Below are 12,795 nucleotides of genomic sequence, written 5' to 3'. Positions count from 1 at the left end.
CGTGAAACGTGAGTTAGGAGAAACAACGTCTCTCCCTATACGTTTCCCAGAGGCGGAACCAGAAGCCTGGTTGGACATATCAACATGGTTCCAACCCATCTCGTATCTCTGTGATTGGCACTCGGGTAGACCATTTGTTCCCGCGCTGATTCCCTGTACTTTTTTCAACCGGTTGGGTAGCATGACTATGATAGGATAATCCACAGTATCATAAGTGAGTATAAGGCTCTGTAACGGAAGGACGAATCTATGAGGCCTAGTCCGCCAAAAATCATAGAAGAGGCGATGCAGTTAGAACCAACGACCCGCGCCTTTGTTGCCGAATCTCTCCTTGAAGGTTTGGATTTCGAGGAAGATTTCTCCATCTCAGAGGAATGGGCGAACGAGATTCGTCGTCGATGTGAAGAGATTGATAGTGGAAAAGCTGTGTTAGTCGATGGTGATACCGTGCTCGCGAATCTCCGTAAAAAATTCCCTTCATGATACTCCACTGGCAGGCCGAAGCTATAAAAGAGGTTGAGGCTGCTGCAGATTTCTATCGAGAAAAACAACAGGGGCTTGAACAACGGTTCTTAGAAGCACTAGAAGATGCCCTACGGCGTATCCAACGGCGGCCCCAGATCTAGCAAGCTATTGAGAAAGATATTCGAAAATGTAAGCTGCCTCGGTTTCCATACGGCATTATTTTTCGTGTAAATTCTGAATGTATCGAAGTTATTGCCGTCATGCATCTACACCGCCAGCCTGGTTATTGGCAAACCCGAGCCCAGTCAAATGAGAGATCAGCCTTCCCACAGACCCTTCTTTGAATATTTCTAAATTCCTTCTTCAACCTAAAGTACGGCTGAACCCATAAATTTTATCATTTGCAGTATATCCTTGTGCTTTATCACCTTAGACACCTGTAATCGAATTGTCAGAAGACGTCTGACAGCAAGGGAGGTTGCATAGATTGTGCGTTTTGCCCTTCGAACTACCGTGTCTAAGGACACCTGTAATCGAATTGTCAGAAGACGTCTGACAGCAAGGGAGGTTGCATAGATTGTGCGTTTTGCCCTTCGAACTACCGTGTCTAAGGACACCTGTAATCGAATTGTCAGAAGACGTCTGACAGCAAGGGAGGTTGCATAGATTGTGCGTTTTGCCCTTCGAACTACCGTGTCTAAGGACACCTGTAATCGAATTGTCAGAAGACGTCTGACAGCAAGGGAGGTTGCATAGATTGTGCGTTTTGCCCTTCGAACTACCGTGTCTAAGGACACCTGTAATCGAATTGTCAGAAGACGTCTGACAGCAAGGGAGGTTGCATAGATTGTGCGTTTTGCCCTTCGAACTACCGTGTCTAAGGACACCTGTAATCGAATTGGCAGAAGACGTCTGACAGCAAGGGAGGTTGCATAGATTGTGCGTTTTGCCCTTGGAACTACCGTGTCTACTTAGGACACCTGTAATCGAATTGTCAGAAGACGCCTGACAGCAAGGGAGGTTGCATAGATTGTGCGTTTTGCCCTTGGAACTACCGTGTCTACTTAGGACACCTGTAATAGACATATCGGTATTGTCTCTGTGCATTCAATGAAGGACCGACACCAAGTTCGAATGGTGCGTACCTGGACCGTGTCCTAAGCATCAATCAAGTTTTATCTGGCTTCATTAACCTCTGTACTTTTTTTGAGGGGTTGGATAGCATGGCTAAGAATCATTGATGAATAACAAAGTACATGACTGCTCTCAACTCTGGCGGATGACTCGAAATAGAGAGCGATCCACATAAAGTTCAGCAAATGGAATGATCGTGAAACGATCTATCTGCACCTTTGCTTTGCCACAAGGGATAGTAATTAATCAACACAAGACGCGACCCTATTTTAAGGAATGGGAGTAAGGATGAACAACTCTATCTTACTTAAAGATTGCATTAAAGATTTTGAGAAAAACAATGAACTAAGTCTTCCCCAAGATGACTTATTTGAGTTGTTTTCCATTTCACAAGTCACAAAAAAATCGAACTTATCAGTAGAAGATATTGAAAGTTCAATTGTGGACGGAGCACAGGATGGTGGAATCGATTGTCTTTTAACGTTAGTAGACGATTCCCCAATACTGTCAGACGATGAAATCGATTTAATTGAATTGAGCGAATCAAGCTGCATTAAATTAATAATAGGACAGGTCAAAAACAAAAAATCTTTCCAAGAAGACGTACTAGATAAAATTCATATTTCAATTCAGAAACTTTTTGATTTAGAGACAAATGAAGAAGGACTCGAAAAGTCGTTTAACCCATTACTAGTTGAGAAAATAATGATCTTTAGAGGACTTTGGCGAAAAGCAGTGATAAAGAATGCTCAAATTGCAATTGAGTTTTTTGTTTCTTGCTTTGCGGAAAACAAGAATGAGACAGAACCCTATCATTCAAAGAAAAACCTCATAAAAAGCGCCACGAAAGAAAAAGTAATCCCATGTAAAGTCGCATTCAATATTTTCAGTGCAAAGGAATTGTTGGAGATATATACTTCACGGCCCCAAACTGAAATAGAGTTAAATTTGAAAGAAACTCCAGTATCAGTTGATTATTCGGAAGGATCCATTGGGTATATAGGTGTAGCTACTATTCCAGAATATTTTAAATTCCTTACTGATAGAGATGGTTCGCTACGAGAGTTAATTTTTGAAGAAAATATTCGTCACTTTCAGGGTGACGTTGACGTGAATAAAAAAATTCTAGAAACATTGTCGGAGGATTTGGAGCGAGATTTTTGGTGGTTAAATAATGGTATTACCATAATTGCATCAAATGTGGGGCAAATTGGAAAGACTCTAATGCTCAAGGATGCTCAAATCGTAAATGGCTTACAAACATCTTATACAATCGGAAAGTTTTACGAACCAGATGCCAAAAAATTAGATTCAAGAGCGATCTTGGTGAAGATAATTGTTAGTAGTGACAAACAGACTATAGATAAGATTATTTCTGCGACAAATCGGCAAAACCCGGTTAACCCTGCACTACTAAGGGCGACTGACGATATTCAAAGACGAATCGAACTATATTTCTCAAATAAAGGATATTACTATGATCGACGAAAAAATTATTATAAAAATCAAGGAAAGCCTTCCTCGAAAATTTTCAGCATTCAAGGAGCAGCCCAAGCAATACACGCAATTATTAACTATAAGCCAGGGGAATCTAGAGCAAAACCTACTTCTTTAATCAAAACTGAAGAGTCTTATAATGCAATATTTTCTGAAGATTTGGATTTTGAGGCATATTTAAACTGTTGTTTGATTTCAAGGAAAGTATCAGACTTCATAAAAAATGATCTGTTAGAAAAGCCTGAAAAAAGTTACGCAAGATTGTTTTCTCATCATATTTATCGTGTGATTCCTTCTTTTCTTTGTAAAATGTCACATGCCAATAAATCTGCAATATCTCAAATAAAGATTGAGGAAATAGACAAGACTATCATTAATGATACGTTTGAATTCATAAAAGGATGTGTGGAAGAATTTAAACTTGAATCTAGAACTCAAAATACAACTTCGATCTCCAAATCTGGAAAATTTGATGAGCTTTTATCAAAGAAACTTATTTCCAAGTTCCCAAGTGCTTCTGCTATTTAGTTTGTCTTTTATTAAAAAATCAGGGGATTAATCAGTGTGACGTCTCCCCTGAAATCGACGACAGTTTAAGACTGGAGTAAGATGGTCCCTTCGGTGGTCCGACCCGACAGGAGGGGCCTGATGAAGCGATCCAAATTCTCGGAGGAGCAAGTCATTTATGCCCTATGCAAAGTGAAGCGGGCACGCCTGTCGGCGATGTCTGTCGACAACTGGGTGTGAGTGAGGCGACGTTCTATGCGTGGAAGAAGAATATGCGCATCTCGGAGTATCAGAACTCCGACGGTTACGGCAACTGGAGGAGGAGAATACACGAGTGAAGCGCCTGGTGGCCGATCTCTCGTTGGATAAACACATGTTGTCGGAGTGTAAGCTTCCCCGTCAAGCGGACAAATCATAAATAGAGTTTTCTAGTGTGGATTTGTGATAGTTACAGGGGGCTTGCCCCTGCAAGGCCTCGAGAGGCCGGTGTTCATTATAGATCGTCATCCATTCGGCCGTGATCTCCCGCACATCTTCTAAACTCCGAAAAAGATAGAGATTCAAGACTGCAGTCCGATACGTCCGATTAAACCGTTCAATGAAGGCGTTCTGCGTCGGGCGACCGGGCTGAATGTGGTAGATGAAAAAGGGGTCAAATCTAGTTTTATATATTTGAGACACTGGTATAGCGCCAGGTCTTCGAGTAGGGTAGGAGGTCAATGGATTCCAAGAAATTCAAAGCTTTGTCGGCGGACGACACAAGGACGATAAAGGGCTCTACATGAGTATGGAAGGCTTTACAAAGGATGCTCGCTAGGAAGCGGAGCATTCTTCAATTCCACCGACTCTCATGGACTTAGATGACTTGTCCAAGCCAAACATTGATCACTACGAAAAGATGGACCCCGAAGCCCGAGCATTGCCGCCGCTCACTCGGGTCTATTGACCAACGTAGGGGAAAGGGATTGCAGAAAGCCTTTTAAAGAAAAGTCTACGCGGAACCTCATACAGATTATTTTGGGGTTATAGAAGTTAGTTGGAGAACAGATTGCTCTTTCAGGATTAAATAGTCAAACGTGTTACCATTGGAATGAACCATCCCAAATGGAGAGCATGCCCGTGTCGATCCCGATAAGGTAAGGGATTACCTTCTGAATGTGGCTCACCCGGACAGTTTTGGGAAAGCGTCGTTTTTCACTGCCATGGATTTCAATTGGCCGTACCTATGCGACCCTCCCTTTAAAATCCAGTCAACTCATAGTGCTACATTATCAACTTCACTAGTATTATTAGGGGTCAGACTTGATTTAAAACACTGGCTCGCAGGACAAACGTATGGACAAAAAAATAGGCTTAGAATAAGATCAATTTACAGGTTTTAGGATTTGATTGGGATTCTGGCAATAAGCCCAAATATCGGAAACATGGCCTCACGCCTGAATGGGCAATTTTTTATTGAGAGACAGGTAGAGCGACAACTGAAGCGACTTCGATGTGATGACTACATGGCCTGACAATACGATATGCAGAAAATGTTTAAGAGACCGACACAGCACATGAGTCCGGATGACTATATGCGCCTGGCTATTGTCATGGCGCAGAAAGTACCCCAGCATCCCTTTGGGGCCATAATCGTTCAACACGCCACCGGACAGGTCCTCGCCCAAGGGTTTAACCGATCTTCTCGCAATCCTACCTTTCACGGAGAAGTCGATGCCATCAATCGTTGTGCGGCTGCCCATGTTCGCATTGATTGGACAACACTCGATTTATATACCACAGCGGAACCGTGTCCCATGTGTCAGAGTGCTATCGAGTGGGCCGGGATTTCCACCGTCTACTTTGGAACTTCGATTCCTTTTCTCCAACAACACGGGTGGCGGCAAATCGATATTCGAGCCGAGGAGGTGGCCCGCCGTACCCCATTTCGACAGACCAAGGTCATTGGAGGCCTTCTGGAATCCGAGTGCAATGCCTTATTTAAGGCGGCCCATCACCGCCGCTTGAAGCCATAGGTTTCTCGATTCTTACTTTAGTAACAAATTGCCAGTTATTCTGAATATGATTTGCATGGGGCAAGTCTAGTTTTACCTCTTTACCTTTTCACCATGAAAGGCAGGCCCGTCTTTGGTTGAGTCAGGACTTTTCTATTCCAGAATTTAGGTCGAAAACTTTCAATATGAGGAAGTTCAAGAATTCCACTCATGGATGGACATCTTAAAGGAGATCCCGGGAGTGTTCGGGGGAAACCTTGGCTGCCCTAAAGGAATTGTTTCAACATTTCGGTCTTGATAACGTGATGACGGGGAATCATGACGAGATATTTGTCATCAGTTATGGAGACATGTTTGCCTTCTCGAAGTACGCACAAACCAGCGCGTTCAGGTGCCCGCACGACGCGGTCATTCGAAACGTGCGGAAGCTTCGTCCTACGGTTCTGAGTTTGTTTCACCGCTTGGGATCTTCCACGCTCTTCAGGGAGGTCTTAATCGCATCCTTGATATGGCTCAAGACTTCTTCCTCAGTTTCTCCTTGGGAACCAAACCCCTTTAAGGTCGGATAAGAAACCACGAATCCGTCAGCCTCCTGGTCTGGCTGGACGATGATCGGATACTCTATAGATATCTTCAATTGCTTGATGTCGCACGACGATAGCAGAAGCCGAATGGCAAGGAACATTGGATGAAGAGAAGTCGTAAAGAGGCACGCTTAGTTTTATGACATCTACGCTAGTGTTGGTGTGAGATATGGCCGTACCGTTCGGTGCGGATTCAGTTTTTTACGCCCTCATTCTTTCTAGCGCCATGCGGTTGGCGACAATCAATGGAGGCAGATGCTCTCGTAAGGCAGTCGTCAAGACTTCATGAACAGTAGGCTGGATCTTTTTAATCCATGGCACAACTCGTCGCTGGTGCAACATTTCCCGTACCACGAGCTGAATTAACCCTCCGGCGTTCAAGACGTAATCCGGAACGTGCACGATGTCTCTTTTCATCACACGGTACGGATCACGCGCTTCATCCAAAAATTGATTATTGGCTCCTCCGGCCACAATGCCGGCTCTTAGTTGCGGAATGGTCTTGGAATTCAGGACGCCACCCAGGGCGCACGGAGCAAAGATGTCGGCCGGGATTCGATGAATGGTCGATAACGGGACCACGGAGGCCTTCCAAGTTTGTTGAGCTCGTGTCGCCCGTTCCGGTCGCAAGTCCGCCACTACCAGCTTCGCGCCACGCTTAAATAGGAGATGGCCTAAATTCCATCCCACTTGACCGACACCCTGTATGGCCACAACACGCCCGTGAAGATCTTGAGTCTTGTGCACTAATTGACAGGCGGCTTGCATGCCTGCAAGCACTCCCTTGGCAGTCGAAAGGGAGGGATCTCCGCTGCCCCCCTGTTTTCCTGTAGTTCCCGTCACATGGCGTGTCTGTTCCGCGACGACATCTAAATCTTCAGGAAGAATCCCTGAGTCCTTTGCCGCAAGATATTTTCCTTTCAGTGTTTCAATGAGTCTGCCCATAGAGCGAAGCAATGGACGAGTTTTGTCTGTGGCGGGGTTCCCAATGATGACGGCCTTTCCGCCTCCACTCGCTAATCCGGAGATGGCGGCCTTTTTACTCATAGCTTCGGCCAAGCGAAGCACATCATGGAGCGCCTCCTTCTCATTGCGATATGGCCACATCCGGATGCCTCCCAAGGCGGGACCCAGTTGAGTGGAATGTACCGCTATTATCCCATGGAAATGGGTGGACGGATCTTTCCCGACGATGACGGTTTCAAACCCCTTGATCTTGAGATGTTTAGTCTTGAGCATCATTCCATTTTTGGATTTCTCGTATCTTAGGCTGGATTGATCCCTAATACAAAGCTTCCTTTTATTTTATCACTAGAGCGTTGAGTAAAGGAAAAAAGGGTCGAGGTCTTTAGACTTGTGCTTTTCCATGTTAGCTCGGATATCAAGATTTTCTCCTTCCTGTTCGATACATAGTTGTACCCATTTCGCCTTTTATAGAAAAAAACAAATCAGAAATAAGTCAACTCGTCCCTTTCTTTGGTGATGTATGGATAAGCCGTCTTCGAACATACGCAACCTTTCTCAGCCTATCGTGGCAGCTCTTTGGGAAGGGAAAAAGATTAATGCGATCAAATTGCTCAGAGAAGAGCAAAACCTGGGACTCAAGGAAGCCAAGGACCTCATCGATCAGCATATCCAGCATAATCCTGCACTTCAGAAACAATTTTCTCTTTTTCATTCGGAAGATATACGAGGTGTAGGCTTTGTCCTACTGGTGATCCTGATGCTAGTACTGGCCTTCTATTTCTTCTTCTTGTAATTTTTTAGGGGTCAGACTCGAATTGCACGAAGTTGGATAATTCCTTGCAAGTCGTTGTCAATATCGTTACCCATTACCCATTGTATTTTGCTACCCGTTCCAACAGTTATCGTATTGCCAGATAGCGAGGGGAAGTCGCTCTACTTATTTGGAGAGCTTCAGGAGAGACAGCATGAAGAATCTTTCTCTGTTATACTAAGCCCCTGTTACATCTGGCATTTTACGGGCATTTTTTCATTATCATGGAAACCGAAGATACATCTCCGACTCCCCTCACGCCCCTCGATCGCGTGAAACGCTATCATCAGCAAACCAAGCATAACTTTAATCACTATGCCCAATCCTTGGGCTACATGGATTGGGCCAATCAACCCGATCCTTTTCGTCGATTTGAAGGGGCGCCGCTCATCCCACTTCCGCGCCTGATACCAGAAGATAAACCTGTTTCGCCACATTACGAAGACCTGTATCGCGCGAGAACAATTCCGTCGCAACCACTGACCATCGAATCCCTATCACGATTTTTTGAATATGCTCTCTCTTTAACCGCGTGGAAAGAGTATGGCGGAAATCGCTGGGCCTTGCGCAGCAATCCTTCTAGTGGCAACTTGCATCCGACCGAAGGGTATCTGTTTCTCGGTGAATTTTCAGATCTACCTCTTGATCCTGGCCTCTACCATTATGCCCCCAAAGAACATGGACTCGAACATCGCCTGGCTTGTACCGAAAATGAAGTCAGGCCCCTATTCGAAGGATTTCCCGAGCAGGCATTTTTTGTTGGCCTGAGTTCCATTCACTGGCGGGAAGCCTGGAAATATGGCGAACGCGCATTCAGGTATTGTCAGCACGATGTCGGCCATGCGATCGGCACGCTTCGTATCGCTGCCGCCACATTGGGTTGGCACATGATGCTGCTTGAAGGGAATTCGGATGAAACCCTCTCGACATTGTTTGGCTTGGATCGATCAGACGATTTCGTGCAGTCTGAAAAAGAATATCCAGAACTGATTGCGGCGATTTGGCCGGAACAAACAGAGGAAATGGAACAGACAGGCCAACTTCCGTTAATAATCGATCAGCAAGTCGTGAAATCTCTTGCCCAAGGCCACTGGCAGGGCAAAGCCAATCGATTGAGCCGGGATAATCCCATTCCTTGGGAAATCATCGATGATGTGGCGGAAGCTTCATGGAAGTCCTCTCAGGCACAGACCTTCGTACCCCTTGCCCCCTCCTATCCCCAAAGCGGAGAGGGCAAATCTGCCCTTAATCAACCAACCGCTGGTCAAATCATCCACCAACGGCGGAGCGCCGTCTCATTTGATGGGCACACCAGCATTCCCGCTCATCGATTTTTTACTATGCTGAGCCGCGTCATGCCGTCTGGAGAACTCCCTGTCAGTCAGCGCCCGATGCCCTGGGACTGTGTGCCTTGGAAACCGGCGATTCATCTCGCACTGTTTGTCCATCGAGTGGAGGGTATTCCGCCCGGACTTTACCTATTGCTTAGAGATCGCTCTCAAGAGACATTGACTGAACTCAAATCCACCATGCACGAGCAATTCGTCTGGACCACACCAGAGAAGTGTCCGGACGACCTTCCTCTGTATCTCTTAGAAGAAGGTAATGCGCAAAAGATTGCGATGCAGGTCAGTTGTTGGCAGGAAATCGCAGGCGACAGCGCCTTCTCCTTAGGCATGATTTCCGAGTTTGATCACACCTTAGAAACACACGGCCCCTGGGCCTATCGGCGTCTCTTTTGGGAAACTGGGCTGATTGGGCAGGTACTGTACTTGGAAGCTGAGGCGGCCGGAATCCGATCAACGGGTATTGGGTGTTTCTTTGACGACCCCGTCCATCGAGTGTTTGGGGTTTCCCCCCACACCACATACCAATCCCTCTATCACTTTACGGTCGGCGGACCGGTTGACGACACTCGCCTCACAACCCTGCCGCCCTACGAGGACCGCGTCCCCTAAAGGCATGCATTCTTCTTCCCCCAACATTCTTCCACAATCATTCTACGACCGTCCCACGCTAAAGGTCGCGAAGGAGCTGTTAGGGAAATATCTATTACGAACCTCTGCTGACGGCCGAATTGTGGCGAAAATCGTCGATGTGGAAGCTTATATTGGCCCAGAAGATAAAGCCTGTCATGCGTCAAAAGGGAGAACCAAGAGAACGGAAGTCCTTTTCGGACCACCGGGACAGACCTACGTCTACTTAATTTATGGAATGTACTACTTACTGAATTTTGTGACGGAACGTCTCGATTTTCCGGCCGCGATACTCATTCGCGGAATTGAGATCGTTGAACAGAGAGGAGAACCGCTCGCTCACCCCCTTCACATTGACGGACCCGGACGAGTCTGCCGGCACTTGAACATTGATAAAGCCTTGAACTGTGTGGATGTCACAATCGGGCAATCAATTTGGGTGGAGGACCGAGGTGAGCGTCTTCGAGCCAACCGCATCACTGCCCTCCCTCGAATCGGTGTTGACTATGCAGGGGAATGGGCCAAAAAGCCGTGGCGGTTCTGCCTGCGATCTCCCGCCCAACAGGAATAAGCCAAGAGACTCACAAACTCACCCACTTGCCATAGGGCGAACGACATCTTGAAGAACTCCTACAGAATGGGTTAGGGTAATTACCGTGAATGGGGGAACATGCACCCACTATCGTTCACTCTACAAGATTTCCAACCTTCTAGACTTTCCAGGAAGCTTTCGAGGTTTGCTAATGAGTTCTCATGCTCTGTCAGCTAGAATGGCTTGGCTGAAATTTATTTCTTTTGGCGACAATACACAGGGAGGTTTCAATGGGTAATCCACTCGATACAATCAGTGGAACAATTACGGCTGGGTTTGTGTTGACCGTTGTGCTCTATGGGTTCGTGAAGATGCTCGTGTAAGGCTGCAAAGACTCTTATCACGACAACTATTCACCAGAAATTTTAGAAAAGAGGGAATCAATATGGAAAGCTTGTATGCGTGGGGTCATTTCCTCGCGGGTATCACCTGGATCGGGATTCTGTACTACTTCAACTTTATACAGGTCCCATTTTTGAAGGCCGTGAAACCAGAGACGAAAGCTGAAGCGTTTCAGCATCTCGTTCCGAACGCCTTATGGTGGTTCCGCTGGAGCGCCTTGGTCACGTGGATATTTGGTGCGGTCCTGCTAATGAGTCAGCATCGGTTCGGGAGTGCATTCATGATGCAGGGACAGGATGCGGTCATTGGGATGGGAGCCTGGCTTGGCACAATCATGCTGCTGAATGTATGGGGCGTGATTTGGCCGAATCAGAAAAAAGTTCTAGGCATGAAAGAAGCTACCGCCGACGAAAAGGCCAAAGCCGGCCGCACAGCTTTGTTAGCATCCCGAACGAACACGATGCTCTCAATCCCCATGTTGTTTTTCATGGGTAACTCTGGGCATGCATCCGGTTTGTTCTAAAAGAACGACGTCTTCCGATTTTCTAGCGACTCGTTTCAAGGGCCAGCATAATCATATGCTGGCCCTTTTTCGTGATTCACGTTCTTTCACAATCCACCTTGTGTGCACTCAGCAAGACTCTTTCAGTAAGCGATGCGTTGCCCTAACGTTTCCATTAACCAAAATCAGCTTCAAATTAATCCAGATTAGGTCATTAACGATCTTTAACTGAGCGCGTTGATTCCGTTGGATGAAAATAGCAAACGTCTACACGCAGAGAAAAATTGACGAATTGCAAATGTAAGTGTATGATAAGTGCATGGCTGTAAAAACGATTACCATTGATATGGAGGCCTACACCTTACTTGCCAGTCGCAAAAAGCAAGGACAATCCTTTTCTTCAGTCATTAAGGAAAATCTGGGTGGAAAGGCTACCGCCAAAGACCTCTTACAACTCTTGTCTTCAGTCAATGTCGAAGAATCGACACTTGACCATATTGAAGAACAAGTGATGCGTAGAAAAAAGCATCCTGCCAAAGCTCCTCGCCTATGAGCTTTCTTGACACGTCATTTGTCATCGATCTTCTTCGAGAAGAAAAACGTCGTACATATGGTCCTGGTCATCGCAAACTCGAAAATTTACAGGATGATCCAGTACGTCTGAGTATGTTTGTGGTCTGTGAACTTGAAGCTGGCGTGGCTTTGGCAACGTCAATGAAAGAACGTAGCCGAATTGACTTGCTCTTTCAGCACTGCGAAATTCTCTATCCAGATCAGCGTCTACCAGAGACTTACGGCAAATTGCTTGCTCATCTCCAAAATCAAGGAACCCCAATCGGATTGATGGACCTCCTAATTGGAACTCACGCGTTGCTATATGATGAAGTCCTTATTACACGGAATCTTAAGGATTTCAAGAAAATCCCTAACTTACGAATAGAGTCTTATTAAACACGTTTCAATTTCACCGCTAAAATTCCCGTCCTGCCGTATTATTTATTCCTGCACAACAATATGCGTATCGGTTTCTTCAACGCCAGGAATCGTGTGAAGTTTGGTCATGATGAGGTCGGATAGGGCTCGGTCATCGGATGCATTAATGAGCCCAAAGATATCTGGTTGACCAAAACAGGCATGCGCTTGCTCGACGCCAGGCATGGCTTTCAACGTCGCGAGGACCTCTTGGGATTTTCCGGTTTTGACTTTCATGAGGATATAGGCTTTAGTTGCCATCGTGCCCTCCTTGGTAACATTCGTATGATTGTTCTCACGCTCAGGTAATCGTGCTTTTTACCATATTCGGGACAACGGATTCTATGAAACAATTTGTAAATTTGGCTTGGCCAATTCTCTCTCTTCTCGTTATGATGAGTGATCTTAGCGACTAACAAGAAAGACAACCGAAACTCTCTCATTAGAAATGAT

The 12,795-nt window shown here is 45.9% G+C and carries 14 protein-coding genes and 2 pseudogenes; 12 read left to right on the top strand and 4 right to left on the bottom strand.

What is annotated here, in order from left to right:
- Positions 1–249 precede the first annotated feature (249 nt).
- The 4 genes and pseudogenes from ACWQXP_RS17405 to ACWQXP_RS17390 form a co-directional block, all read left to right on the top strand.
- Positions 250–483, top strand: coding sequence for an addiction module protein (locus ACWQXP_RS17405; RefSeq protein ID WP_454064126.1), 234 nt, complete (start codon positions 250–252; stop codon positions 481–483).
- Positions 480–626, top strand: coding sequence for a hypothetical protein (locus ACWQXP_RS17400; RefSeq protein ID WP_454064125.1), 147 nt, complete (start codon positions 480–482; stop codon positions 624–626). Before ACWQXP_RS17405 ends, ACWQXP_RS17400 begins: the two co-directional genes overlap by 4 nt.
- A gap of 1,261 nt (positions 627–1,887) precedes the next feature.
- Complete coding sequence (locus ACWQXP_RS17395; RefSeq protein WP_454064124.1) at positions 1,888–3,624, top strand: AIPR family protein; 1,737 nt, start codon at positions 1,888–1,890, stop codon at positions 3,622–3,624.
- A 120-nt stretch (positions 3,625–3,744) separates the two neighbouring features.
- Positions 3,745–3,988, top strand: a pseudogene (locus ACWQXP_RS17390) (transposase); the annotation flags it as partial.
- A 14-nt stretch (positions 3,989–4,002) separates the two neighbouring features.
- On the opposite strand, the pseudogene ACWQXP_RS17385 reads toward ACWQXP_RS17390, so the two are convergent.
- A pseudogene (locus ACWQXP_RS17385) lies at positions 4,003–4,239 on the bottom strand (integrase core domain-containing protein); the annotation flags it as partial.
- A gap of 461 nt (positions 4,240–4,700) precedes the next feature.
- On the opposite strand from ACWQXP_RS17385, the gene ACWQXP_RS17380 reads away from it, so the two are divergent.
- Positions 4,701–4,985: a DUF6883 domain-containing protein gene (locus tag ACWQXP_RS17380; RefSeq protein ID WP_454064728.1), complete on the top strand. Its 285-nt coding sequence runs from the start codon at positions 4,701–4,703 to the stop codon at positions 4,983–4,985.
- A gap of 150 nt (positions 4,986–5,135) precedes the next feature.
- Positions 5,136–5,618 carry a nucleoside deaminase gene (locus ACWQXP_RS17375; RefSeq protein WP_454064123.1) on the top strand — a complete coding sequence of 161 codons (483 nt, stop codon included), beginning with the start codon at positions 5,136–5,138 and terminating at the stop codon, positions 5,616–5,618.
- A gap of 433 nt (positions 5,619–6,051) precedes the next feature.
- Here the strand turns inward: ACWQXP_RS17375 and ACWQXP_RS17370 are convergent, their stop codons facing one another.
- Positions 6,052–6,282, bottom strand: coding sequence for a type II toxin-antitoxin system HicB family antitoxin (locus ACWQXP_RS17370; protein ID WP_454064122.1), 231 nt, complete (start codon positions 6,280–6,282; stop codon positions 6,052–6,054).
- A 100-nt stretch (positions 6,283–6,382) separates the two neighbouring features.
- The gene (locus ACWQXP_RS17365; protein ID WP_454064121.1) at positions 6,383–7,423 is read right to left on the bottom strand and encodes a Leu/Phe/Val dehydrogenase; all 1,041 of its coding nucleotides are present in this window, start codon (positions 7,421–7,423) and stop codon (positions 6,383–6,385) included.
- A 244-nt stretch (positions 7,424–7,667) separates the two neighbouring features.
- Here ACWQXP_RS17365 and ACWQXP_RS17360 point away from each other — a divergent pair, with 244 nt between their 5' ends.
- From ACWQXP_RS17360 to ACWQXP_RS17335, 6 genes are all read left to right on the top strand, one after another.
- Positions 7,668–7,940: a ribosomal protein L7/L12 gene (locus ACWQXP_RS17360; RefSeq protein WP_454064120.1), complete on the top strand. Its 273-nt coding sequence runs from the start codon at positions 7,668–7,670 to the stop codon at positions 7,938–7,940.
- A 242-nt stretch (positions 7,941–8,182) separates the two neighbouring features.
- A complete protein-coding gene (locus tag ACWQXP_RS17355) occupies positions 8,183–9,916 on the top strand; it encodes a SagB/ThcOx family dehydrogenase (RefSeq protein ID WP_454064119.1) in 1,734 nt (577 codons plus the stop codon).
- A 4-nt stretch (positions 9,917–9,920) separates the two neighbouring features.
- Entirely contained in the window at positions 9,921–10,505 is a 585-nt protein-coding gene (locus tag ACWQXP_RS17350; protein ID WP_454064118.1) for a DNA-3-methyladenine glycosylase, read from the top strand.
- A gap of 406 nt (positions 10,506–10,911) precedes the next feature.
- Positions 10,912–11,391 (top strand): urate hydroxylase PuuD, encoded by a 480-nt coding sequence (locus ACWQXP_RS17345; RefSeq protein WP_454064117.1) that lies wholly within the window; start codon positions 10,912–10,914, stop codon positions 11,389–11,391.
- Positions 11,392–11,689: 298 nt separating this feature from the next.
- Positions 11,690–11,923, top strand: coding sequence for an antitoxin VapB family protein (locus tag ACWQXP_RS17340; protein ID WP_454064116.1), 234 nt, complete (start codon positions 11,690–11,692; stop codon positions 11,921–11,923).
- Positions 11,920–12,321, top strand: a complete 402-nt coding sequence (locus tag ACWQXP_RS17335) for a type II toxin-antitoxin system VapC family toxin (protein ID WP_454064115.1) — start codon at positions 11,920–11,922, stop codon at positions 12,319–12,321. The genes ACWQXP_RS17340 and ACWQXP_RS17335 overlap by 4 nt, the downstream gene beginning before the upstream one ends.
- 45 nt (positions 12,322–12,366) lie before the next feature.
- Here the strand turns inward: ACWQXP_RS17335 and ACWQXP_RS17330 are convergent, their stop codons facing one another.
- Positions 12,367–12,603, bottom strand: coding sequence for an Lrp/AsnC ligand binding domain-containing protein (locus ACWQXP_RS17330; protein WP_454064114.1), 237 nt, complete (start codon positions 12,601–12,603; stop codon positions 12,367–12,369).
- Positions 12,604–12,795 lie beyond the last annotated feature (192 nt).

It is taken from the genome of Candidatus Nitrospira salsa (assembly GCF_965152625.1).
Note: the sequence above shows the minus strand (reverse complement) of the source record. Positions and strands in the feature narration are given on the sequence as shown.